The sequence below is a fragment of the Pseudomonas fluorescens genome, assembly GCF_902498065.1.
In the GTDB taxonomy this organism is placed as follows: Bacteria; Pseudomonadota; Gammaproteobacteria; order Pseudomonadales; family Pseudomonadaceae; genus Aquipseudomonas; species Aquipseudomonas fluorescens_BJ.
Map to the genome: position 1 here is coordinate 625,824 of NZ_CABVIR010000002.1, position 23,167 is coordinate 648,990.

The following is a 23,167-nucleotide window of genomic DNA, read 5'->3' on the forward strand; positions in this document are numbered from 1 at the left end:
AGTCAGTCTTCGCGAGCAGGCTCGCTCCCACAATAGATCTTCGGTGGCCACAGAGTTTGTGTACGACAAAGATTAAATGTGGGAGCGAGCCTGCTCGCGATGAGGCCGGTAGCTGCGCTGAAGCTCAGCCCTTGCGAACCCGCAAACTACGCCACAACGCCGCCACCATCAACACACTCACCAACGCCCAGCCCCAAGCCTGCTGGTTCTGCAAACCTTCGCGATACAACTGCGGCGCAATGCCAGCGCCGATGATGAAGGTCAGCAAGGCAATCTCTCGACGCGGCACGCTCACCGGGCGACACAGGTAAACCAGTGCTGGCAGGATGAACGCGACACTCGGGAAGCTGCGATAACGCGGATCGAACACCAGCTCCAGCATCATCACCGCTGCCGCAAACCCTGCCACCGCCAGCAACCAGCCCGCCCAACGTTCCAGCGCAGCGAAGGCTTGCCCACGCCAGCCCGTGCGAGCACTCAATGTCAGCGCTGCATGCGCCAGCACCAACAGATTCAAACCCGTCAGCAAGGCGACCCACAACCATTCGCTGGCAAAGCGCGTGGTGACCCGTGCCAGATCGCCCCAGGCGCCAATCGAACAGGCCGCCAAAGCGCCGAGCAGCGGTAGCACCAATGCAGAGCGGGTGCTTCGTACACGACCACCAAGGATCAACGTGCCCAGGAAGATCAAACCACCCACTGCCAGCCACTGCGACCAGTACGGCACGTTCGACACCGGACCGGCCAGCACGCCCTTGTCCTGGCGATCAGCGTCGAACAGGCCCCAGTAGCCGCCAACCGCCCCTTCACTGGCGCGTTTCCAGGGTTGGTCGAACGCTTCGATCAGGTTGTAGTGCCAGCCTTCTTGCTCGGCCATGATCACAAAGTTGCGAATGAACTTAGCCTCGTTGACCCTGCTCGGCAGCGCGGTTTCGCGCTGGCGGCCTTCGCTCGGCCAGCCGGTTTCACCAATCATCACGTCTTTTGGCGCGAATTTGTTGCCGAACACCTGACGCACTTCGCGAACATGTTGCAGCGCGGCGTCGATGTTCGACGGGTCGTCTTCCCAATACGGCAACAAGTGGATGGTCAGGAAGTCCACCGCCGGGGCGATTTCCGGGTGTTTGAGCCAGAACTCCCAGACGTCGGCATAAGTGACAGGCTGTTTGACCTGGCTTTTGACCTTGTTGATCAGCTTGGCCAGTTGCGCACCGGTGACTTCCTTGCGTAGCAAGGCTTCGTTGCCGACGATCACCGACGTGACCACATCCGGGTTGGCGTTGGCCGAGGCGATCAACAGATCGACTTCTTTTTCGGTGTCCACCGGATTGCTGTTCACCCACGCGCCGATCATCAACTTCAGGCCATGCTTGCGGGCCAGATCGGGCAGGGCCTCAAGGCCGGTCATCGAATAGGTGCGAATGCATTCGAAGCGGGTGGCCAGCAGCGCGAGGTCGGCGTCCATGCGCTCGGGACGCAACTTGAACGGCTGATCGAACGGCGACTGGTCCTTGTCGAACGGGGTGTAGGAGGCGCATTGCAGCTTGTGTGTCGAACTGGCCACGTCCGGCAGAATCACCGGTTTGCCGAGGCCGTACCAAAAGCCGCCGAGGGCAAACAGCCCCAGCAGGCAGGCAAACAAGTAAGCGAAAAAAGGAAAACGTGATGTCGCGGGCATGGTCAGGCCGTCTGGGAGCAAAGCCGCGCATGTTACCCGCATTTGTCCCCCGCTTGGTGGCCTGCATGATTTTGACATGCAAAGTTCGGGCGGATTGCCCGAGGCATTTCAGAGGGTCGAGATTAATGGCTTTCTGATGTCGTTTCTCGATGCCTTGAGGTCGCTGACAGCACAGGTCGCCGATGGCGTCAGGTTGATTATCGAGGCGTCAGTACCCTCGTTGATAAATCGCGCTGATGATCGAACGAATTTGCGGTGAGGCGTGATGGGGGCGCTGTGCACCATAACAATACGTTGACGCGACTCGGCATCCGTCGAGCGCAGCACTTTCGGGGAAGTAACGATGAAGATGCGACGACTTTTAGGCGCGGGTGCCGCACTGGTGCTTGCGATTGGCTCCACCTTGGCCAATGCCGAGAGCAAAACCCTGAGCATCGGTTACGTTGACGGCTGGTCCGACAGCGTCGCGACCACCCACGTGGCGGCCGAAGTGATCAAGCAGAAACTGGGTTATGACGTGAAGCTGCAAGCCGTCGCGACCGGGATCATGTGGCAGGGCGTGGCCACCGGCAAACTCGACGCCATGCTGTCCGCCTGGTTGCCGGTGACTCACGGCGATTACTGGACCAAAAACAAGGATCAGGTCGTCGACTACGGTCCGAACTTCAAGGATGCGAAAATCGGCTTGATCGTGCCTGAGTACGTCAAGGCCAAAACCCTTGATGACCTGAAAACCGACGACAGCTTCAAGAAACGTATCGTCGGCATCGACGCCGGTTCGGGTGTGATGCTCAAGACCGAGCAGGCCATCAAGGATTACGACCTGACCGGTTACCAACTCAAGGCCAGTTCCGGCGCCGGCATGATTGCCGAGCTGACTCGTGCAGAGAAGAAAAACGAATCCATTGCCGTCACCGGTTGGGTGCCGCACTGGATGTTCGCCAAGTGGAAACTGCGCTTCCTGGAAGACCCGAAAGGCGTTTATGGCGCGGCTGAAACCGTAAACAGCATCGGCAGCAAAGAACTGGCCACCAAGGCGCCGGAAGTGGCGAAGTTCCTGAAGAACTTCCAGTGGGCGTCGAAAGACGAAATCGGCGAAGTCATGCTGGCGATTCAGGACGGTGCCAAACCTGAAGCGGCAGCGAAGGATTGGGTCGCCAAGCATCCGGAGCGCGTTGCAGACTGGACCAAATGATTTGAGCTGACGTTTCTGGTCAGCGCTTCTCAAGGCCCCTTGGCATAAAAGCCAAGGGGCTTTTTGCTTTTCTGCGGGAGCGCCAAACCGAACATTGGCGATTCTGTCATGTCGTTCTAATACTAAGGTCGTCTGGAACCTGTCCCGCAGCCGCATAGAGTGGATACCGTTCCAACAATAATCTGTGCTGCGAGGATAAAAACAATGAACGACAGCATTTACCTCTCGATTCAAAACAGCCCGCGCTTCAAGGAGCTGGTTAGTAAGCGAGAAAGGTTCGCCTGGATTCTTTCGGCGATCATGCTTGGGCTTTACTCCGGATTCATCCTTTTGATCGCTTACGGGCCGCATATTCTGGGTGCGAAACTCAGCCCTGGGTCTTCGATAACCTGGGGCATACCGATCGGTGTCGGGCTGATTCTTTCGGCCTTCATCCTGACCGGGATCTACGTGCGACGCGCCAACGGCGAATTCGACGACCTGAACAATGCGATTCTCAAGGAGGCTCAGCAATGATCCGGCGTCTAATGGCTCTATTGAGCATCGCAGCTTTCGCACCGGGCGCCTGGGCGGCTGAAGCCCTGACCGGCGCCGTGCAAAAACAACCGCTGAACGTTGCCGCGATCATGATGTTCGTGGCGTTCGTCGGCGCAACTTTGTACATCACTTACTGGGCCTCCAAGAAAAACAACTCGGCGGCCGACTACTACGCGGCCGGTGGCAAGATCACCGGTTTCCAGAACGGTCTGGCGATTGCCGGTGACTACATGTCCGCGGCGTCTTTTCTGGGTATTTCCGCGCTGGTGTTCACCTCCGGCTACGACGGCCTGATCTACTCGATCGGCTTCCTGGTGGGCTGGCCGATCATTCTGTTCCTGATCGCCGAGCGCCTGCGTAACCTGGGTAAATACACCTTTGCCGACGTGGCGTCCTATCGCCTCGGGCAAACCCAGATTCGCTCGCTGTCCGCTTGCGGTTCGCTGGTGGTGGTGGCGTTCTACCTGATCGCGCAAATGGTCGGTGCCGGCAAGCTGATCCAGCTGCTGTTCGGTCTCGACTACCACGTTGCGGTGATCCTGGTCGGTATCCTGATGTGCATGTACGTGTTGTTCGGCGGCATGCTGGCGACCACCTGGGTGCAGATCATCAAGGCTGTGCTGTTGCTGTCCGGTGCCTCGTTCATGGCGCTGATGGTGATGAAGCACGTCAACTTCGACTTCAACGCACTGTTCTCTGAGGCGATCAAGGTTCACCCTAAAGGTGAGGCGATCATGAGCCCGGGCGGTCTGGTAAAAGATCCGGTCTCCGCGTTCTCCCTGGGCCTGGCGCTGATGTTCGGTACCGCTGGTCTGCCGCACATCCTGATGCGCTTCTTCACCGTGAGTGACGCGAAAGAAGCTCGCAAGAGCGTGCTGTATGCAACCGGCTTCATTGGTTATTTCTACATCCTGACCTTCATCATCGGCTTCGGCGCGATCCTGCTGGTCAGCACCAACCCGGTCTTCAAAGATGCGGCTGGCGCGCTGTTGGGTGGTAACAACATGGCGGCGGTGCACCTGGCCAACGCGGTCGGTGGCAGTATCTTCCTGGGCTTCATCTCGGCGGTAGCGTTCGCGACCATCCTGGCAGTGGTTGCCGGTCTGACCCTGGCCGGTGCTTCGGCGGTGTCTCACGACCTGTATGCCAGCGTGATCAAGAAAGGCAAGGCCAACGAGAAGGATGAGATTCGCGTCTCGAAAATCACCACCATCGCCCTGGCGGTGCTGGCGATCGGTCTGGGCATTCTGTTCGAAAGCCAGAACATCGCGTTCATGGTGGGCCTGGCGTTCTCCATCGCGGCGAGCTGTAACTTCCCGGTGCTGCTGCTTTCCATGTACTGGAAGAAGCTGACCACCCGCGGTGCGATGATTGGTGGCTGGCTGGGTCTGGTCAGTGCGGTTGGCCTGATGGTTCTTGGGCCAACCATCTGGGTGCAGATCCTGCATCACGAGAAGGCGATCTTCCCGTATGAATACCCGGCGCTGTTCTCGATGATCATTGCGTTTGTGGGGATCTGGTTCTTCTCGATCACTGACAAGTCGACCGCGGCTGACAATGAGCGGGCGCTGTTCTTCCCTCAGTTTGTTCGTTCGCAGACTGGTTTGGGGGCGAGTGGGGCGGTTTCGCACTAAGGCTTCGAGATTGTTTGTGTAAGTTGGGTTAAACAGAAATGCCCCGGTCGAGAGATCGGGGCATTTTTTGTTGTGCGGTTATCGCTCTTTGTTGCCCTGGGACTTGCCCCCGAGTCAGCCTGATAGTCGAGGATTGTGCGGGTTTACTCCATCCTCTGTGGGAGCTAGCCCTGCTAGCGAAAAACGTCCAGGCGACGCGTTCATGCAGACAGCACGCGTTATCGCTAACGACCATCGCTAGCAGGCTAGCTCCCACAGGGGGAATGCGTACGCTTGAAGAGCCAGGCCGGCCGGTGCGCCGCCGGCTATGGATGGCTGATGGCGGCGGGCCCACGGAGCAGGACCGGAGCGAGGGCATCTGAGCCTAAGCGAAGGGCCGAACGAGAGGGGCAAGAGCGCTTGGCTACTTGGGGTCGGGCGGCGTTCAGTTTTCCCTGGCGACCTGCTGTGTGGGCGGAAGCCATAGCCGTCGTCACCGAAGAAACGGATATACCCCCGATCAATGAGGCAGCCAAACCCGGCACAAACAAAAACGGCCTCTATATAAATAGAGGCCGTTCCCGATGCAACTTTAAGACGTTATCGCAAGACACGTCTTATTTGCGGTCTTCCAGCTTGGTGATGTCGCGCGACTCGTAGCCGGTGTACAGCTGGCGCGGACGGCCAATCTTGTACGGGCTGGAGAGCATTTCTTTCCAGTGGGAGATCCAGCCGACAGTCCGCGCCAGAGCGAAGATCACGGTGAACATGCTGGTAGGAATGCCGATCGCCTTGAGGATGATCCCCGAGTAGAAGTCGACGTTCGGGTACAGCGAGCGCTCGATGAAGTACGGGTCGGTCAGGGCGATCTCTTCCAGGCGCATGGCCAGTTCGAGTTGCGGATCGTTGTTGATCCCCAGTTCCTTCAACACTTCGTCGCAAGTCTGCTTCATCACGGTGGCGCGTGGGTCGCGGTTTTTGTAAACCCGGTGACCGAAGCCCATCAACTTGAACGGATCGTTCTTGTCCTTGGCCTTGGCGATGTACTTGTCGATGTTCGACACATCGCCAATTTCATCGAGCATGGTCAGAACAGCTTCGTTCGCGCCGCCGTGGGCAGGGCCCCACAGTGCAGCGATGCCAGCGGCGATACAGGCGAACGGGTTGGCACCCGAAGAGCCGGCCAGGCGTACGGTGGAAGTCGACGCATTTTGCTCGTGGTCGGCATGGAGGATGAAGATCCGGTCCATGGCCTTGGCGAGTACCGGGCTGATCGGTTTGATCTCGCACGGGGTGTTGAACATCATGTGCAGGAAGTTTTCCGCGTACGTCAGGTCGTTGCGCGGGTACATCATGGGTTGGCCCATGGAGTACTTGTAAACCATCGCTGCCAGGGTCGGCATCTTCGCAACCAGACGGATCGCGGAGATTTCGCGATGCTGCGGGTTATTGATGTCCAGGGAGTCGTGGTAGAAGGCCGAGAGAGCGCCGACTACGCCGCACATGACGGCCATCGGGTGGGCGTCGCGACGGAAGCCGTTGAAGAACGTCTTCAGCTGCTCGTGAACCATGGTGTGGTTCTTGACGGTGCTGACGAACTGGGCCTTTTGTTCTGCGGTCGGCAACTCGCCGTTGAGCAGCAGATAGCAGGTTTCCAGGTAGTCCGACTTTTCAGCCAGCTGTTCGATCGGGTAGCCGCGGTGCAGCAGAATGCCGTTGTCGCCGTCGATATAGGTGATCTTCGATTCGCACGAGGCGGTCGACATGAAACCAGGGTCAAAGGTGAAACGGCCCGTGGCCGTCAGGCCCCGAACATCGATAACATCGGGACCAACGGTGCCGGTTAAAATGGGCAGCTCGACGGGGGCTGCGCCCTCGATGATCAACTGCGCTTTTTTGTCAGCCATGTGGCCTCCTATTTATGCTTGAAATCATCAGACAGACCCCCCACGCAGGGCCCGCACCACTATAGTGAGATAAATTCGAATGTCAATTTGCCTAAAGTCTTGCTCCAGAAGGCTTTAACCGGACTTTTTCCTCGAAATTGACTGCCATTTACGCCTTTTATCCAACTTGTGCAATGCGCTATTAGGGGAAGGTGAACGCGTTGTCATTAGTAGCCTAACTGTCTATACTCGGCCTCCGACCGCCAGGGGCTTTTGGGCCTGCTTTATTGGGGGTCGCACTCCCTGGGTGGTGGGTACCTGACCAGTGCACTCCCCAACAACTTTGCCCTGATTGTTAGGGGCTCTTCAGTGTGAAAAAAAGCCGTGAATAGCCAACGACCTGTAAACCTAGACCTAAGGACCATCAAACTCCCAGTCACTGCTTACACGTCCATTCTTCACCGAATCTCCGGTGTCATCCTCTTTGTCAGCCTGGCCATCATGCTTTATGCATTGGACAAATCGCTCGACTCGGAAGAAGGCTTCGGTCAGGTGAAAGCGTGTCTGACCAGTCCGCTAGCCAAGCTAGTGATTTGGGGCATCCTGTCCGCCTTGCTGTATCACCTGGTTGCCGGCGTGCGCCATTTGATCATGGACATGGGCATCGGTGAGACGCTTGAAGGCGGCAAACTGGGCTCGAAAATCGTTATCGCCGTTTCTGTGGTGGTAATCGTTCTGGCAGGAGTTTGGATATGGTAACTAACGTTACGAACCTATCGCGTTCGGGCCTCTATGACTGGATGGCACAACGTGTGTCTGCGGTCGTTCTCGCGGCTTACTTCATTTTCCTGATCGGATACGTCGTTGCCCATCCTGGCATCGGCTACGCCCAATGGCATGAACTGTTCGCAAACAACTGGATGCGTATTTTCAGTCTCCTGGCCCTCGTTGCCCTCGGCGCTCACGCCTGGGTCGGCATGTGGACCATTGCGACCGACTACCTGACGCCAATGGCGTTCGGCAAGTCCGCGACTGCAATACGTTTCCTCTTCCAGGCAGTATGCGGCGTTGCGATGTTCGCCTACTTCGTCTGGGGTGTGCAGATTCTTTGGGGTATCTGATTCATGTCTACTACTGTTAATACGCTTTCGTTCGACGCCATCATCATTGGCGGCGGCGGTGCTGGCATGCGCGCTGCTCTGCAGCTGGCACAGGGTGGTCACAAGACTGCCGTTGTCACCAAGGTTTTCCCGACTCGTTCGCACACTGTATCCGCCCAGGGTGGCATCACCTGCGCCATCGCGTCCGCCGATCCAAACGATGACTGGCGCTGGCACATGTACGATACCGTCAAGGGCTCCGACTATATCGGTGACCAGGACGCTATCGAATACATGTGTTCCGTAGGCCCGGAAGCGGTCTTCGAACTCGAGCACATGGGCTTGCCGTTCTCCCGTACCGAGCAGGGCCGCATCTACCAGCGTCCGTTCGGCGGTCAGTCGAAAGACTTCGGTAAAGGTGGCCAGGCTGCCCGTACCTGCGCCGCTGCCGACCGTACCGGTCATGCATTGCTGCACACCCTGTACCAGGCCAACCTGAAGGCCGGCACCGTATTCCTCAACGAATACTACGGCGTCGACCTGGTGAAGAACGAAGACGGTGCCTTTGTCGGCATGATCGTCATCTGTATCGAAACCGGTGAAACCTCCTACGTTCGCGCCAATGCCACCGTTCTGGCGACTGGCGGTGCAGGCCGTATCTACTCGTCCACCACCAATGCCCTGATCAACACCGGTGACGGCGTCGGCATGGCGCTGCGTGCTGGCGTGCCGGTACAAGACATTGAAATGTGGCAGTTCCACCCGACCGGCATCGCCGGCGCCGGTGTACTGGTAACAGAAGGCTGCCGCGGTGAAGGCGGTTACCTGATCAACAAGCACGGCGAGCGTTTCATGGAGCGTTATGCTCCGAACGCCAAAGACCTTGCCGGTCGTGACGTTGTTGCTCGCTCGATGGTTAAAGAAATCATCGCCGGCAACGGTTGCGGTCCCGATGGCGACCACGTAATGCTGAAACTCGATCACCTCGGTGAAGAAGTTCTGCACAGCCGTCTGCCAGGCATCATGGAACTGTCCAAGACCTTCGCTCACGTCGATCCTGCCGTTGCGCCGATTCCGGTCGTTCCAACCTGCCACTATATGATGGGCGGCGTTGCCACCAACATTCATGGCCAGGCAATCACTCAGGACGCTGACGGCGTTGATCAGATCATTCCTGGTCTGTTCGCGGTAGGCGAAGTGGCGTGCGTATCGGTTCACGGTGCCAACCGTCTGGGCGGTAACTCGCTGCTCGACCTGGTGGTATTCGGCCGTGCCGCTGGCCTGTTCCTGGAGCAGACCCTGAAAGAAGGCGTTGATTACGCCCGTCCACGCCAGTCCGACATCGACGCTGCCCTGGCGCGTCTCGATGGCCTGAACTCGCGTACCGAAGGCGAAGACGTCGCCACCCTGCGTAAAGAGCTGCAAAGCTGCATGCAGAACTACTTCGGTGTATTCCGTACCGGCGAATACATGCAGAAGGGTATCGCTCAGTTGGCTGATCTGCGTGGCCGTATCGCCAACGTCAAGATCAACGACAAGAGCCAGGCGTTCAACACGGCTCGTATCGAAGCGCTGGAACTGCAGAACCTGCTGGAAGTGGCCGAAGCCACCGCCATCGCTGCAGAAATCCGCAAAGAGTCCCGCGGTGCTCACGCCCGTGAAGACTACGAAGATCGCGACGACGAAAACTGGCTGTGCCACACCCTGTACTTCCCGGGTGACAAACGCGTGACCAAGCGTGCTGTGAACTTCTCGCCGAAGACTGTTCCGACTTTTGAACCTAAGATTCGGACTTATTAAGGGTGGCCGCCATGTTGCAAGTCAGTGTTTATCGCTACAACCCTGATCAGGACGCTGCGCCGTTCATGCAGGAATTCCAGGTCGATACCGGTGGTAAAGACCTGATGGTGCTGGACGTGCTGGCTCTGATCAAAGAGCAGGACGAAGGTTTCTCCTATCGTCGCTCTTGCCGTGAAGGTGTTTGCGGTTCCGACGGCATGAACATCAACGGCAAAAACGGTCTGGCATGCGTCACGCCGCTGTCTTCTGTCGTAAAAGGTAACAAGCTGATCGTTCGTCCGTTGCCAGGTTTGCCGGTTATCCGTGACCTGGTCGTCGATATGAGCATCTTCTACAAGCAATACGAGAAGGTTAAGCCATACCTGCAGAACGACACGCCGGCTCCGGCCATCGAACGTCTGCAGACCCCTGAAGAGCGTGAAAAGCTCGACGGTCTGTACGAGTGCATCCTGTGCGCTTGCTGCTCGACCTCTTGCCCGTCCTTCTGGTGGAACCCGGACAAGTTCCTGGGTCCAGCTGCTCTGCTGCAAGCGTACCGCTTCCTGGCAGACAGCCGCGACACCAAGACTGCCGAGCGTCTGGCTTCGCTGGATGACCCGTTCAGCGTATTCCGCTGCCGCGGGATCATGAACTGCGTCAACGTCTGTCCGAAAGGCCTGAACCCGACTAAGGCCATCGGTCACGTACGTAACATGCTGCTGCAAAGCGGCGTGTGATTCAGCTGCTGTAACAGTAGGACCGCTGTACCCGTAGATGCTACGGCGCAGGCTTCAACCGGCGCCGTAGTTTTAACCTGAGCAGCAGCTCACAAAGCTGCCGCTCTTATTTTGAAGAAATGAGACAAGCAGGGGCATCCGGGCTGGTACCCGGACTATCAGCGTGATCCTAAGTGGCTTGTTTTGGTCGCTGCATTCGGACTTCTGCAAGTTTGCTCGGTGTCGACGCCGGTGGTGTTCCCCTAACCGAGGGTGACCAAGCATGCAAGAAAGCGTGATGCAGCGCATGTGGAACAGTGCCCACCTTTCAGGTGGAAACGCTGCCTATGTGGAAGAGCTTTATGAGCTCTACCTGCACGACCCTAACGCTGTGCCAGAAGAGTGGCGCACCTACTTTCAGAAGTTGCCTACTGACGGCAACTCTGCCACCGATGTTTCGCACTCCACAATTCGCGATCATTTCGTCTTGCTGGCAAAGAACCAGCGCCGCGCACAACCGGTTTCCGCCGGCAGCGTGAGCAGTGAGCACGAGAAGAAGCAAGTTGAAGTGCTGCGATTGATCCAGGCCTACCGTATGCGTGGCCACCAGGCAGCCCAGCTTGACCCGCTGGGGCTGTGGCAGCGTCCTGCACCTGCAGACCTGTCGATCAATCATTACGGCTTGACCAATGCCGATCTTGATACGACCTTCCGTGCCGGCGACCTGTTCATCGGCAAAGAGGAGGCGAGCCTACGCGAAATTCACGAAGCGTTGCAGCAGACATATTGCCGCACCATCGGCGCTGAATTTACGCATATCACCGATTCCGAGCAGCGCCAGTGGTTCCAGCAGCGTCTGGAAAGCGTGCGTGGTCGTCCGACGTACTCCGCCGACATCAAGAGCCACCTGCTCGAGCGCGTCACTGCTGGTGAGGGCCTGGAAAAATACCTGGGCACCAAATACCCGGGCACCAAGCGTTTCGGTCTGGAAGGCGGCGAAAGCCTGATTCCGATGCTCGACGAGCTGATCCAGCGTTCCGGTTCCTACGGCACCAAGGAAATCGTTATCGGCATGGCCCACCGTGGCCGTCTGAACGTACTGGTCAACACCTTCGGCAAGAACCCGCGCGAGCTGTTCGACGAGTTCGAAGGCAAGAAGAAGGTCGAGCTGGGTTCCGGTGACGTTAAATACCACCAGGGCTTCTCGTCCAACGTGATGACCACCGGCGGTGAAGTTCACCTGGCCATGGCGTTCAACCCGTCCCACCTGGAAATCGTATCTCCAGTGGTCGAGGGTTCGGTTCGCGCCCGTCAGGATCGTCGTAACGACCCTACCGGCGAGAAGGTTCTGCCGATTTCCATCCACGGTGATGCGGCATTCGCCGGTCAGGGCGTGGTGATGGAAACCTTCCAGATGTCGCAGACCCGCGGTTTCAAGACCGGCGGCACCGTGCACATCGTGATCAACAACCAGGTCGGTTTCACCATCAGCAACCCGCTGGACTCGCGTTCCACCGAGTACGCGACCGACGTTGCGAAGATGATCCAGGCACCGATCCTCCATGTGAATGGTGATGATCCGGAAGCCGTGTTGTTCGTGACCCAGCTGGCCATCGACTACCGCATGCAGTTCAAGCGTGACGTGGTAATCGACCTGGTCTGCTACCGTCGTCGCGGCCACAACGAGGCCGACGAGCCAAGCGGCACCCAGCCGATCATGTATCAGCAGATCACCAAACAGCGCACTACCCGTGAACTGTATGCCGATCGTCTGACCCAGGCCGGGGTGCTGGACGTTGAGCGTGTTCAGGCGAAAGTCGATGAATACCGCAACGCGCTGGACAACGGTCTGCATGTTGTAAAAAGCCTGGTCAAAGAGCCGAACAAAGAGTTGTTCGTGGACTGGCGTCCGTATCTGGGCCACGCCTGGACTGCGCGTCACGACACGCGTTTTGATCTGAAAACCTTGCAGGAACTGTCCGCCAAGCTGCTGGAAATTCCGGAAGGCTTCGTGGTTCAGCGCCAGGTCTCGAAAATCTACGAAGACCGTCAGAAAATGCAAGTTGGCGGCCTGCCGATCAACTGGGGTTACGCCGAAACCATGGCGTACGCGACCCTGGCGTTCGAAGGTCACCCGATCCGCATGACGGGTCAGGACATCGGTCGCGGTACGTTCTCGCACCGTCACGCTGTCTTGCACAACCAGAAAGACGCGGGCACCTACGTCCCGCTGCAAAACCTGTACAACGGCCAGCCACGTTTCGACCTGTACGATTCGTTCCTGTCCGAAGAGGCCGTGTTGGCGTTCGAATACGGTTACTCGACCACCACGCCTGAGGCGCTGGTGATCTGGGAAGCCCAGTTCGGCGACTTCGCCAACGGTGCCCAGGTGGTTATTGACCAGTTCATCACCAGTGGCGAGCACAAGTGGGGCCGTCTCTGCGGTCTGACCATGCTGCTGCCGCACGGTTATGAAGGTCAGGGTCCGGAGCACTCGTCGGCTCGTCTGGAGCGTTACCTGCAACTGTGCGCCGAGCACAACATTCAGGTTGCTGTCCCGACTACACCTGCTCAGATCTACCACTTGCTGCGTCGTCAGGTGATTCGCCCGCTGCGCAAGCCATTGATCGTTCTGACTCCGAAGTCGCTGCTGCGTCACAAACTGGCCATCTCGACGCTGGAAGATCTGGCCGAAGGTTCGTTCCAGACCGTTATCCCGGAAATCGATACCCTGGACCCGAAAAAGGTCGAGCGCGTTGTTCTGTGTAGCGGCAAGGTCTACTACGACCTGCTGGAAAAACGCCGTGCCGAAGGTCGTGATGACATCGCCATCGTGCGTATCGAGCAGCTGTACCCATTCCCTGAGGACGACTTGAACGAAGTCCTGGCTCCTTACACCAACCTCAAACATATCGTTTGGTGTCAGGAAGAGCCGATGAACCAGGGTGCCTGGTACTGCAGCCAGCACCACATGCGCCGCATCGTTGGCAATCACAACAAGTCGCTCGTACTCGAGTACGCCGGCCGTGATGCTTCTGCTGCACCTGCTTGTGGTTATGCATCGATGCACGCTGAGCAGCAGGAAAAACTGCTGCAAGACGCCTTTACTGTTTAACGCCTTCGCGCACCTGAAACCGAATTTAAGGACTCACAGATAATGGCTATCGAAATCAAAGCCCCCACTTTCCCGGAATCGGTTGCCGACGGCACCGTTGCCACCTGGCACAAACAACCGGGCGACGCTGTAAAGCGTGACGACCTGATCGTCGACATCGAAACCGACAAAGTTGTGCTGGAAGTGTTGGCCACTGCTGACGGCGTGCTGGGCGCTATCGTCAAGAACGAAGGCGACACCGTTCTGTCCGACGAAGTCCTGGGCTCCATCGAAGCGGGCGGCGCTGCTGCCGCTCCAGCCGCTGCCGCTGCTCCGGCCGCTGCACAGGCTGCTGCTCCAGCCGCCGAAGGCGAAGACGATCCTGTTGCTGCACCGGCTGCTCGCAAGCTGGCTGAAGAAAACGGCATCAACATCGCTTCCGTTGCCGGCACCGGCAAAGGCGGTCGTGTGACCAAGGAAGACGTCGTAGCCGCTGTTGCTGCCAAGAAAGCCGCTCCGGCTGCCGCGCCTGCCAAGGCTGCTGCTCCTGCTGCCGCTGCTCCTGTGTTCGCCGCTGGCGACCGCATCGAGAAGCGCGTACCGATGACCCGCGTTCGCGCTACCGTGGCCAAGCGTCTGGTAGAAGCTCAGTCGAACATGGCGATGCTGACTACCTTCAACGAAGTCGACATGACCGAAGTCATGGCCCTGCGTTCGAAGTACAAGGACCTGTTCGAGAAGTCCCACAACGGCGTACGCCTGGGCTTCATGTCGTTCTTCGTGAAAGCGGCCACCGAAGCGCTGAAACGCTTCCCGGCTGTCAACGCGTCGATCGACGGTGCCGACATCGTTTACCACGGCTACGCTGACGTCGGTGTGGCTGTTTCCAGCGACCGCGGCCTGGTCGTACCGGTTCTGCGTAACGCCGAACTGATGAGCCTGGCTGAAATCGAAGGCGGCATCGCCACCTTCGGCAAGAAGGCTCGCGACGGCAAGCTGTCGATGGACGAAATGACCGGCGGTACGTTCACCATCACCAACGGTGGTACCTTCGGTTCGATGATGTCCACCCCGATCGTCAACCCGCCGCAAGCGGCCATCCTGGGCATGCACAACATTCTGCAGCGTCCTATGGCGATCAACGGTCAGGTCGTTATCCGTCCGATGATGTACCTGGCTCTGTCCTACGATCACCGTCTGATCGATGGCAAAGAAGCTGTGACCTTCCTGGTTACCATCAAGAACCTGCTGGAAGACCCGGCTCGTTTGCTGCTGGATATCTGATTTCGTTGCACGGGTCGCCGCTTGACGGGCGGCCCATCTGTAATGACCAGCTTCGTCCCACGACGGTCCCCAAAAGGGACCGTCCGGTTTGATTCGAGAAGGAATGACACATGACTCAGAAATTCGACGTGGTAGTGATTGGCGCGGGCCCTGGCGGCTACGTGGCTGCCATTAAAGCAGCGCAACTGGGCCTCACCACTGCCTGCATCGAGAAATACACCGACAAGGAAGGCAAACTGGCCCTCGGCGGTACTTGCCTGAACGTCGGCTGCATTCCATCCAAGGCACTGCTGGACAGCTCCTGGAAATACAAGGAAGCCAAAGAAGGCTTCGCGATCCACGGTATCAATCACGCTGGCGTGACCATGGACGTGGCGGCAATGGTTGGCCGCAAAGCCAACATCGTCAAAGGCCTGACCTCTGGCGTTGCCACCCTGTTCAAGGCGAACGGCGTCACTTCCCTGCAAGGCCACGGCAAATTGCTGGCCGGCAAGAAAGTTGAACTGACCAAGCCAGACGGCAGCGTTGAAATCATCGAAGCCGAGAACGTGATTCTGGCTTCGGGCTCGCGTCCGATCGACATTCCACCGGCTCCGGTTGATCAGAACGTGATCGTCGATTCGACCGGCGCACTGGAATTCCAAACCGTACCTAAGCGTCTGGGCGTTATCGGCGCTGGCGTAATCGGTCTGGAACTGGGTTCGGTATGGTCGCGTCTGGGCGCTGAAGTCGTTGTTCTGGAAGCGCTGGAGAAGTTCCTGCCAGCCGCTGACGACGCAGTTTCCAAAGAAGCCTACAAAACCCTGACCAAACAAGGTCTGGACATCAAGCTGGGTGCTCGCGTCACCGGTTCCAAAGTGAACGGCGACGAAGTCGTTGTGAACTACACCGATGCCAACGGCGAACAGAGCATCACTTTCGACAAGCTGATCGTTGCCGTTGGTCGCCGTCCAGTAACTACCGAACTGTTGGCTGCCGACAGCGGTGTGACCATCGACGAGCGCGGTTTCGTATTCGTTGACGACCAGTGCGCCACCAGCGTACCGGGCGTTTACGCGATCGGTGACGTGGTTCGCGGCATGATGCTGGCGCACAAGGCGTCCGAAGAAGGCATCATGGTGGTTGAGCGCATCAAGGGCCACAAAGCACAAATCAACTATGACCTGATCCCTTCGGTTATTTATACTCACCCGGAAATCGCGTGGGTTGGCAAAACCGAGCAGGTATTGAAGGCTGAAGGCGTTGAAGTTAACGTTGGCACCTTCCCGTTCGCAGCCAGCGGCCGTGCCATGGCAGCCAACGACACCGGCGGTTTCGTGAAAGTCATTGCCGATGCCAAGACTGACCGCGTATTGGGCGTCCACGTGATTGGCCCGAGCGCTGCAGAACTGGTTCAGCAGGGCGCGATCGGCATGGAATTCGGCACCAGCGCTGAAGACCTGGGCATGATGGTTTTCTCCCATCCGACCCTGTCTGAAGCCTTGCACGAAGCAGCTCTGGCAGTGAATGGCGGCGCCATTCACATCGCCAACCGCAAGAAGCGTTAAGACAATAAGAAACCACGGCGGTATGGCCCGTCGTGAGCCTTGCATGCAAGACTCACCGCGGAATATCCGCTGGACGCAGTCTTGCGTAGCTGCACCGGTTGTCCGGAAAGGCTACGCAAGCAGCAGTCACAGGTGGTGCGGCACTTGAACGAGTGCAGCACCGAATGCGCAGTACCTAACGAAGACGGTAATAAGCATGAATCTTCACGAGTATCAGGGTAAGCAGCTGTTCGCTGAGTACGGCCTGCCAGTTTCCACCGGTTATGCGGTAGACACCCCGGAAGCAGCAGCAGAAGCTTGCGACAAAATCGGCGGCACCGAGTGGGTTGTCAAAGCCCAGGTCCACGCTGGTGGTCGCGGTAAAGCGGGCGGCGTAAAGCTGGTTCGCAGCAAAGAAGACGCTAAGGCATTCGCACAGCAGTGGCTGGGCAAGCGTCTGGTGACTTACCAGACTGACGCCAATGGTCAGCCAGTCACCAAGATCCTGGTTGAATCGTGCACTGATATCGCTAAAGAGCTGTACCTGGGCGCTGTCGTTGACCGTTCGAGCCGTCGCATCGTGTTCATGGCTTCCACCGAAGGTGGCGTGGACATCGAGAAAATCGCTCACGACACTCCAGAAAAAATTCTGAAAGCCACTATCGATCCACTGGTTGGCGCTCAGCCATTCCAGGGTCGCGAGCTGGCATTCCAGCTGGGTCTGGAAGGCAAGCAGGTTGCTCAGTTCGCCAAGATCTTCGTAGGTCTGGCCAAGCTGTTCAAGGATCACGACCTGGCTCTGCTGGAAGTGAACCCGCTGGTGATCAAGGCTGACGGCGATCTGCATTGCCTCGACGCCAAGATCAACATCGACGCCAACGCCATGTATCGTCAGCCTAAGCTGAAGACTTTCCACGATCCGTCGCAAGACGATCCGCGCGAAGCGCACGCTGCCAAGTTCGAACTGAACTACGTAGCACTGGAAGGCAACATCGGTTGCATGGTCAACGGTGCTGGCCTGGCCATGGGTACCATGGACATCGTCAACCTGCATGGCGGCAAACCAGCCAACTTCCTCGACGTGGGCGGCGGTGCTACCAAAGAACGCGTTACCGAAGCGTTCAAGATCATCCTGTCCGACACTAACGTCGCTGCAGTACTGGTCAACATCTTCGGCGGCATCGTTCGTTGCGACATGATTGCCGAAGGCATCATCGGCGCTGTGAAAGAAGTCGGCGTGAAAATCCCGGTTGTTGTTCGCCTTGAAGGCAACAACGCTGAGCTGGGCGCTAAAGTACTGGCAGAAAGCGGTTTGAACATCATCGCTGCTACCAGCCTGACCGACGCTGCTCAACAAGTTGTCAAAGCTGCGGAGGGCAAATAATGAGCGTCCTGATCAATAAAGACACCAAAGTTATCTGCCAGGGTATTACCGGTTCGCAAGGTAGTTTCCACACCCAGCAAGCCATCGAATACGGCACCAAGATGGTTGGCGGCGTTACTCCTGGTAAAGGCGGCACCGAGCACCTGGGTCTGCCAGTGTTCAACACCGTGAAAGATGCTGTAGCTGCCACTGGCGCCACCGCCAGCGTGATCTACGTTCCAGCTCCTTTCTGCAAGGACTCCATCCTGGAAGCGGCGTTCGGCGGCATCAAGCTGATCGTTTGCATCACTGAAGGCATTCCTACCCTGGACATGCTGGATGCCAAGGTCAAGTGCGACGAGCTGGGCGTAGTCCTGATCGGCCCTAACTGCCCAGGCGTGATCACTCCAGGCGAATGCAAGATCGGCATCATGCCAGGTCACATTCACTTGCCAGGCAAGGTCGGTATCGTTTCCCGTTCCGGCACCCTGACCTACGAAGCTGTGAAGCAGACCACTGACGCCGGTTTCGGTCAGTCGACTTGCGTCGGCATCGGCGGTGACCCGATCCCGGGTTCGAACTTCATCGACATCCTGAAGCTGTTCCAGGAAGACCCGAAGACCGAAGCGATCGTAATGATCGGCGAGATCGGCGGTTCGGCTGAAGAAGAAGCGGCTGCCTACATCAAGGCACACGTGACCAAGCCGGTTGTTTCCTACATCGCTGGTGTGACTGCTCCTCCGGGCAAGCGCATGGGCCATGCTGGCGCAATCATCTCTGGCGGCAAAGGCACTGCAGACGAGAAGTTTGCTGCCCTGGAAGACGCAGGTGTTAAAACCGTGCGTTCGCTGGCAGACATCGGCAAGGCTTTGTCCGAGCTGACCGGTTGGGCTGTCAAATAAGCTTCGTGCTTAGCTGACGCTTCACCAAACAAAGGCCACCTTCGGGTGGCCTTTGTCGTTTCGGAAGTTTGCGTCGACAGTGCGGACGCCATCGCGGGCAAGCCCGCTCCCACAGGGAATTGTGCCGTATGCATTTTTTGTGAGCGACCCGCTCCACTGTGGGAACGCGCCTGCCCGCGATGGCGGACTTACAGGCGCCAACCCATTACATGCAAAAACGCGACACAAAAATGTCGTGTATCGGAATGTTCGCCCTCTAACAGTGCGTTTTTCGCTCAAATTCGTTAGGCTAGCCGCCATTTTTGCGTCCGCATCCCACAAGGAAGCTTCGCGCTAAAGGGTCAGTCCTATGCGGGCCGACAGCATTTCCCTCACCCATAAGGGAAATCCCTCTCTAAATTCCGATTCAGTAGTGTGGTATTTCCTTAATGAAAGTGTTGAAAGGCCAGGACATTCTGGCACTTGGTTTTATGACGTTTGCCCTGTTCGTCGGGGCTGGCAACATCATCTTCCCGCCTATCGTCGGTTTGCAGTCCGGGCCTCATGTCTGGATGGCGGCGCTGGGCTTTCTGATCACGGCGGTGGGTCTGCCGGTGATCACCGTGGTTGCCCTGGCCAAGGTCGGCGGCGCCATGGATGCCTTGAGCAGCCCGATCGGCAAGGTCGCTGGTGGCCTGTTGGCCGCTGCGTGCTACCTCGCCGTTGGCCCGCTATTCGCGACGCCGCGTACGGCGACTGTATCGTTCGAAGTGGGCCTGGCGCCGCTGACCGGCGAGAGCCCGCTGGCGCTGTTCCTCTATAGCTCGGTGTACTTCCTGTTGGTGTTCTTCATCTCGCTCTACCCGGGCCGTTTGCTGGACACCGTAGGACGTTTCCTCGCACCGTTGAAGATTATCGCCCTGGCTGCACTCGGCATCGCCGCGTTCGCGCTGCCGGCCGGTGACATCGGCGTGGCGACACCTGAGTATGTTGCTGCACCGTTTTCCCAAGGCTTCATCAATGGTTACCTGACCATGGATACCCTGGGTGCGCTGGTGTTCGGCATCGTTATCGTCAACGCCATCCGCTCTCGCGGCGTGGATTCTCCGGTACTGATCACCCGTTACGCGATCATTGCCGGGCTGATTGCCGGTGTCGGTCTGGCGCTGGTGTATGTCAGTCTGTTCCGCCTCGGTTCGGGCAGCCATGAAGTGGCTGCCGGCGCCACCAACGGTGCGGCGGTGTTGCACGCTTACGTTCAACACACCTTCGGCTCCTTGGGCAGCGGTTTCCTCGCGGTGCTGATCTCGCTGGCTTGCCTGGTGACGGCGGTCGGTCTGACGTGTGCCTGCGCCGAGTACTTCAGCCGTGTGCTGCCACTGTCCTACAAGAGCTTGGTCATCATCCTCGCCGCGTTCTCCCTGCTGGTGTCCAACCTGGGCCTCACCAAGCTGATTGCGTTCTCAATCCCTGTTCTGACTGCGATCTACCCGCCGTGCATCGCGCTGGTCGCCCTGAGCTTCTGCAAGGACTTCTGGCATGAGCAGGGACGCATTGTGGGTCCGGTGATGTTGGTGTCGTTCATCTTCGGCCTGATCGATGCGCTCAAGGGCGCGGGTCTGGCGGATTGGATGCCGACGCAATTGGCTCATTTGCCGTTGAGCGAGCAAGGTCTGGCGTGGCTGGTGCCGTCGGTCATGACCCTGGTGGTGGCGGTGGTTTGCGACCGGATGCTGGGCAAGCGCGAAGAAGTGCTGGCTTAAGCTGCTTCACGGCCCGCCATAAGCGGGTCTTGAGCTTCAACAGAAATGCCCCGTATCAATCGATACGGGGCATTTTTTATGCGCGTGAGGCAGTGTCTTTTTTTGTGAGCTAACGTCGAAGCATTGCAAATCCCACAGGGTTTCGGATCCTCCGCAAATACATCACAAGGACCTGCATGTCGTTCATCCACGCCAACCTGATCCACATTCTTGCCGCCGTCTGGTTTGTCATCTGCTGGGGCGGCTATACCCGTTATGCGACATGGAAGGGCCGCGACACCGCGTGCCTGGCCAGCGTATTGCACCTGTACCGTGAAGACTGGATGCGCCGCATGCTGCTGCGCGACAACCGTATTGCCGACGCCAGCGTGGTCGGCAATCTGGAGCGCAATGCGTCTTTCTTTGCTTCCAGCACGTTGATCATTCTTGCCGGCATTCTCACCGTTCTCGGTGCTTCTGAGCGGGCCGTGTCATTGCTGGCGGATATTCCAATGGTGCAACAGGCCTCGCAGGGCATGTCGGAAATCAAGTTGCTGTGCCTGGCGCTGGTGTTCGTCTATGCGTTTTTTACTTTCAGCTGGTGCATGCGGCAGTACAACTTTGCAGCGATTCTGATCGGCTCGGCGCCAATGGTCGGAGAGCGGCACGTTTCAGAGCAGGAGCGCAAAGCCTTCGCGGCCCGTGCGGCGCGTGTCATCTCCATGGCCGCCAACCAGTTCAACTTCGGCCTGCGCTCCTATTACTTCGGCATGACCATGCTGGCGTGGTTCGTCAGTCCCTGGTTGTTCATGTTGATGAGTGCCGGCGTGGTGCTGGTGCTGTATCGCCGGGAGTTTCATTCCGACGTTCTCGACGTGATGGTCTATACCCCTACTGAGGCGCCATTGCCTGAGGCAAACAAAGAGGCAGCTTGATGAGTATTCCGTTCTGGTGTGTGTTTATCAGCGCTTTGCTGATTTACGTGGCCCGCATGCCGGTGGCCAAGGCCATGAAAGAGCAGGGCGGTTACAACAATCACCTGCCACGCCAACAGCAGGCCCAGCTCACTGGCTTCGGTGCTCGAGCGGTGGCGGCCCATCAGAACTGCTTCGAAGCTTTCATATTGTTCGCGGTGGGGGTGTTGATCGCGCACACCACGCAAACGGCGGGTTGGCTGATTGATACGCTGGCAATCATCTTTGTGATCACCCGCATCATTTACTTATTGTGCTACTGGGGCGATCTTGCCTGGCAACGAAGTCTGGTGTGGGTTGTCGGGTTAGTGTGTTCGTTGCTTTTGATGATTAGTCCGACTTTTAGAACGATTTTGCTCTAACAGGGTAAATGTCAGGCAAAAGAAAACCCGCACTTGGCGGGTTTTCCTTATCACGCTAAAAACTGTTTTAGTTTTTAGGTGCTTCTTTTGCAGCGGCTTCGTTCGATTCAGCCTGCGCTTTGGCAGCTTCAGCGTTTTCTTTCGCTGCGTCGTTCACTTTATCCTGAGCTTTGTTCATGTCTTGCTGAGCCTGCTCAGCATGTTGGTTGGCATCTTGAGCTTTGTCCTCGGATTTTTTATCGCAGGCAGCGAGACCGAGGGAAGCGGTCAACATCAAGGCAATAGCTAAAGTCTTACGCATGGGGTGTTTCTCCTTATGGAAAATATCTACTGGCCTTTCGAGCGCGGCCATCAGGGTTAAGTTCCTCAATTCGTTCAGATATATAAGATTATTCCCACGGGAACTTTTACGAATACGCCTAGTGCGGTGTCGGAATACTAAGAAGAGTTTTTATCAAATGGCCGAAAACCCCGTTTTTGAGCGCGCGACGCGATTTCTATCGGCATTGCGACACTGTCAGGTACTCGGGCTGCGAGTTCATAGCGCCAGCAGTGCCGGGCTCACCGTGATTCTGCCGTACAGCCCGCAAATCGTCGGTAACCCGCAAACCGGCGTGATCCACGGCGGTGCACTGACTACCTTGATGGACACCGCGTGTGGAATGTCCACCCTCTGCGTACTGCCCGAGTTCGAAGTCTGCCCGACCCTCGATCTGCGCATCGATTACATGCACGCGGCCGAGCCGCACAAGGATGTGTACGGTTTTGCCCAATGCTATCGGGTCACCACGGACGTGATCTTCGCCCGCGGCTTTGCCTATCAGGACGATCCCGAACAGCCCATCGCCCATGTCGTGGGCACGTTCATGCGCATGGGCAAGGCCATCAAAGGCACCAAAGGCTTTGGTGGCGTCATCGCCGGAGGGGCGAAGTGACTGACAACTTCAAGGAACAACTGCAACAGGCCCATGAGCAGGGCGATTACGCCTCGCTGCTGCATTTGATTCCCTACGCCAAATTGATTGGAGTCGAGTGCTCGCGGGTCGGCGATGAGCTGCTGTTTCGCCTGCCTGCGAGCAAGGACAACATTGGTAACCCATTATTGCCGGCGATTCACGGCGGTGTAATTGCCGGGTTCATGGAGCTGTCCGCTGCCTTGCACCTGCTGATTTTTACCGGCTCGCCGGGCGTACCGAAGATTATCGACTTTTCCCTCGACTACCTGCGTGCCGGGCAGTTCCGCGATACGTGGGCTCGCTGCCAAGTGTGCCGTCAGGGGCGGCGTGTCGCCAACGTGGCAATAACCGCCTGGCAAAGCACCGAAGCCGAGCCCATTGCCACCGCCCGTGCCCACTTCAAAATCGATGAGCCCTTGAAATCCTGATCCGAGCCCCCAACTTTGATGACAACCCGCCGCCGACCCTCTAGGTCGCGGCC

20 protein-coding genes are annotated in these 23,167 nt (G+C 57.8%); 17 read left to right on the forward strand and 3 right to left on the reverse strand.

Annotated elements, in window-relative coordinates:
• Window positions 1–124: 124 nt before the first annotated feature.
• Window positions 125–1,720: a beta (1-6) glucans synthase gene (locus F8N43_RS12230; protein ID WP_150630184.1), complete on the reverse strand. Its 1,596-nt coding sequence runs from the start codon at window positions 1,718–1,720 to the stop codon at window positions 125–127.
• Between the two features lie 301 nt (window positions 1,721–2,021).
• Here F8N43_RS12230 and F8N43_RS12240 point away from each other — a divergent pair, with 301 nt between their 5' ends.
• From F8N43_RS12240 to F8N43_RS12250, 3 genes are all read left to right on the forward strand, one after another.
• Window positions 2,022–2,873 (forward strand): glycine betaine ABC transporter substrate-binding protein, encoded by an 852-nt coding sequence (locus F8N43_RS12240; protein WP_150630182.1) that lies wholly within the window; start codon window positions 2,022–2,024, stop codon window positions 2,871–2,873.
• Window positions 2,874–3,077: 204 nt separating this feature from the next.
• The gene (locus F8N43_RS12245; protein ID WP_150630181.1) at window positions 3,078–3,389 is read left to right on the forward strand and encodes a DUF485 domain-containing protein; all 312 of its coding nucleotides are present in this window, start codon (window positions 3,078–3,080) and stop codon (window positions 3,387–3,389) included.
• Window positions 3,386–5,044, forward strand: coding sequence for a cation acetate symporter (locus F8N43_RS12250; protein WP_150630180.1), 1,659 nt, complete (start codon window positions 3,386–3,388; stop codon window positions 5,042–5,044). Before F8N43_RS12245 ends, F8N43_RS12250 begins: the two co-directional genes overlap by 4 nt.
• Window positions 5,045–5,640: 596 nt before the next feature.
• Here F8N43_RS12250 and gltA read toward each other — a convergent pair.
• Window positions 5,641–6,930 (reverse strand): citrate synthase, encoded by a 1,290-nt coding sequence (gene gltA / locus F8N43_RS12260; protein WP_017337241.1) that lies wholly within the window; start codon window positions 6,928–6,930, stop codon window positions 5,641–5,643.
• A 363-nt stretch (window positions 6,931–7,293) separates the two neighbouring features.
• On the opposite strand from gltA, the gene sdhC reads away from it, so the two are divergent.
• The 12 genes from sdhC to F8N43_RS12320 all read left to right on the forward strand — a co-directional run bounded on the left by sdhC (window position 7,294) and on the right by F8N43_RS12320 (window position 21,730).
• The gene (sdhC, locus tag F8N43_RS12265; RefSeq protein WP_017337242.1) at window positions 7,294–7,668 is read left to right on the forward strand and encodes a succinate dehydrogenase, cytochrome b556 subunit; all 375 of its coding nucleotides are present in this window, start codon (window positions 7,294–7,296) and stop codon (window positions 7,666–7,668) included.
• The gene (gene sdhD / locus F8N43_RS12270) at window positions 7,662–8,030 is read left to right on the forward strand and encodes a succinate dehydrogenase, hydrophobic membrane anchor protein (RefSeq protein ID WP_017337243.1); all 369 of its coding nucleotides are present in this window, start codon (window positions 7,662–7,664) and stop codon (window positions 8,028–8,030) included. Before sdhC ends, sdhD begins: the two co-directional genes overlap by 7 nt.
• A 3-nt stretch (window positions 8,031–8,033) precedes the next feature.
• A complete protein-coding gene (sdhA, locus tag F8N43_RS12275) occupies window positions 8,034–9,809 on the forward strand; it encodes a succinate dehydrogenase flavoprotein subunit (RefSeq protein ID WP_008032662.1) in 1,776 nt (591 codons plus the stop codon).
• Between the two features lie 11 nt (window positions 9,810–9,820).
• Window positions 9,821–10,525 carry a succinate dehydrogenase iron-sulfur subunit gene (locus F8N43_RS12280; RefSeq protein WP_010456852.1) on the forward strand — a complete coding sequence of 235 codons (705 nt, stop codon included), beginning with the start codon at window positions 9,821–9,823 and terminating at the stop codon, window positions 10,523–10,525.
• A 262-nt stretch (window positions 10,526–10,787) separates the two neighbouring features.
• Window positions 10,788–13,619, forward strand: a complete 2,832-nt coding sequence (locus F8N43_RS12285) for a 2-oxoglutarate dehydrogenase E1 component (protein WP_150630176.1) — start codon at window positions 10,788–10,790, stop codon at window positions 13,617–13,619.
• Between the two features lie 42 nt (window positions 13,620–13,661).
• A complete protein-coding gene (odhB, locus tag F8N43_RS12290; protein WP_033056077.1) occupies window positions 13,662–14,882 on the forward strand; it encodes a 2-oxoglutarate dehydrogenase complex dihydrolipoyllysine-residue succinyltransferase in 1,221 nt (406 codons plus the stop codon).
• 110 nt (window positions 14,883–14,992) lie between these two features.
• Window positions 14,993–16,429, forward strand: coding sequence for a dihydrolipoyl dehydrogenase (lpdA, locus tag F8N43_RS12295; RefSeq protein WP_150630175.1), 1,437 nt, complete (start codon window positions 14,993–14,995; stop codon window positions 16,427–16,429).
• 196 nt (window positions 16,430–16,625) lie between these two features.
• Complete coding sequence (gene sucC / locus F8N43_RS12300; RefSeq protein WP_007898980.1) at window positions 16,626–17,792, forward strand: ADP-forming succinate--CoA ligase subunit beta; 1,167 nt, start codon at window positions 16,626–16,628, stop codon at window positions 17,790–17,792.
• A complete protein-coding gene (gene sucD, locus F8N43_RS12305; protein ID WP_053156820.1) occupies window positions 17,792–18,673 on the forward strand; it encodes a succinate--CoA ligase subunit alpha in 882 nt (293 codons plus the stop codon). Before sucC ends, sucD begins: the two co-directional genes overlap by 1 nt.
• Window positions 18,674–19,101: 428 nt before the next feature.
• On the forward strand, window positions 19,102–20,415 hold the full coding sequence (gene brnQ, locus F8N43_RS12310; protein WP_150637757.1) for a branched-chain amino acid transport system II carrier protein: 1,314 nt from the start codon (window positions 19,102–19,104) through the stop codon (window positions 20,413–20,415).
• A gap of 176 nt (window positions 20,416–20,591) precedes the next feature.
• Window positions 20,592–21,329, forward strand: a complete 738-nt coding sequence (locus tag F8N43_RS12315; RefSeq protein WP_150630173.1) for a DUF599 domain-containing protein — start codon at window positions 20,592–20,594, stop codon at window positions 21,327–21,329.
• On the forward strand, window positions 21,329–21,730 hold the full coding sequence (locus F8N43_RS12320) for an MAPEG family protein (RefSeq protein ID WP_150630172.1): 402 nt from the start codon (window positions 21,329–21,331) through the stop codon (window positions 21,728–21,730). The genes F8N43_RS12315 and F8N43_RS12320 overlap by 1 nt, the downstream gene beginning before the upstream one ends.
• A 67-nt stretch (window positions 21,731–21,797) precedes the next feature.
• Here the strand turns inward: F8N43_RS12320 and F8N43_RS12325 are convergent, their stop codons facing one another.
• Window positions 21,798–22,031, reverse strand: a complete 234-nt coding sequence (locus F8N43_RS12325; RefSeq protein WP_064679026.1) for a hypothetical protein — start codon at window positions 22,029–22,031, stop codon at window positions 21,798–21,800.
• A gap of 157 nt (window positions 22,032–22,188) precedes the next feature.
• Between F8N43_RS12325 and F8N43_RS12330 the strand changes: the two genes are divergently transcribed.
• Together F8N43_RS12330 and F8N43_RS12335 are read left to right on the forward strand one after the other, a co-directional pair.
• Window positions 22,189–22,665, forward strand: coding sequence for a PaaI family thioesterase (locus F8N43_RS12330; RefSeq protein WP_150630171.1), 477 nt, complete (start codon window positions 22,189–22,191; stop codon window positions 22,663–22,665).
• Complete coding sequence (locus tag F8N43_RS12335) at window positions 22,662–23,114, forward strand: PaaI family thioesterase (protein WP_150630170.1); 453 nt, start codon at window positions 22,662–22,664, stop codon at window positions 23,112–23,114. Before F8N43_RS12330 ends, F8N43_RS12335 begins: the two co-directional genes overlap by 4 nt.
• The last annotated feature ends 53 nt before the right edge of the window (window positions 23,115–23,167 follow it).

Excerpts from the sequence above, each read along its gene's own strand:
- F8N43_RS12230 (WP_150630184.1), bottom strand. The coding sequence starts at position 1,720 with ATGCGGGTAACATGCGCGGCTTTGCTCCCAGACGGCCTGACCATGCCC.
- F8N43_RS12240 (WP_150630182.1), top strand. The coding sequence starts at position 2,022 with ATGAAGATGCGACGACTTTTAGGCGCGGGTGCCGCACTGGTGCTTGCG.
- F8N43_RS12245 (WP_150630181.1), top strand. The coding sequence starts at position 3,078 with ATGAACGACAGCATTTACCTCTCGATTCAAAACAGCCCGCGCTTCAAG.
- F8N43_RS12250 (WP_150630180.1), top strand. The coding sequence starts at position 3,386 with ATGATCCGGCGTCTAATGGCTCTATTGAGCATCGCAGCTTTCGCACCG.
- gltA (WP_017337241.1), bottom strand. The coding sequence starts at position 6,930 with ATGGCTGACAAAAAAGCGCAGTTGATCATCGAGGGCGCAGCCCCCGTC.
- sdhD (WP_017337243.1), top strand. The coding sequence starts at position 7,662 with ATGGTAACTAACGTTACGAACCTATCGCGTTCGGGCCTCTATGACTGG.
- sdhA (WP_008032662.1), top strand. The coding sequence starts at position 8,034 with ATGTCTACTACTGTTAATACGCTTTCGTTCGACGCCATCATCATTGGC.
- F8N43_RS12280 (WP_010456852.1), top strand. The coding sequence starts at position 9,821 with ATGTTGCAAGTCAGTGTTTATCGCTACAACCCTGATCAGGACGCTGCG.
- F8N43_RS12285 (WP_150630176.1), top strand. The coding sequence starts at position 10,788 with ATGCAAGAAAGCGTGATGCAGCGCATGTGGAACAGTGCCCACCTTTCA.
- odhB (WP_033056077.1), top strand. The coding sequence starts at position 13,662 with ATGGCTATCGAAATCAAAGCCCCCACTTTCCCGGAATCGGTTGCCGAC.
- lpdA (WP_150630175.1), top strand. The coding sequence starts at position 14,993 with ATGACTCAGAAATTCGACGTGGTAGTGATTGGCGCGGGCCCTGGCGGC.
- sucC (WP_007898980.1), top strand. The coding sequence starts at position 16,626 with ATGAATCTTCACGAGTATCAGGGTAAGCAGCTGTTCGCTGAGTACGGC.
- sucD (WP_053156820.1), top strand. The coding sequence starts at position 17,792 with ATGAGCGTCCTGATCAATAAAGACACCAAAGTTATCTGCCAGGGTATT.
- brnQ (WP_150637757.1), top strand. The coding sequence starts at position 19,102 with ATGAAAGTGTTGAAAGGCCAGGACATTCTGGCACTTGGTTTTATGACG.
- F8N43_RS12315 (WP_150630173.1), top strand. The coding sequence starts at position 20,592 with ATGTCGTTCATCCACGCCAACCTGATCCACATTCTTGCCGCCGTCTGG.
- F8N43_RS12320 (WP_150630172.1), top strand. The coding sequence starts at position 21,329 with ATGAGTATTCCGTTCTGGTGTGTGTTTATCAGCGCTTTGCTGATTTAC.
- F8N43_RS12325 (WP_064679026.1), bottom strand. The coding sequence starts at position 22,031 with ATGCGTAAGACTTTAGCTATTGCCTTGATGTTGACCGCTTCCCTCGGT.
- F8N43_RS12330 (WP_150630171.1), top strand. The coding sequence starts at position 22,189 with ATGGCCGAAAACCCCGTTTTTGAGCGCGCGACGCGATTTCTATCGGCA.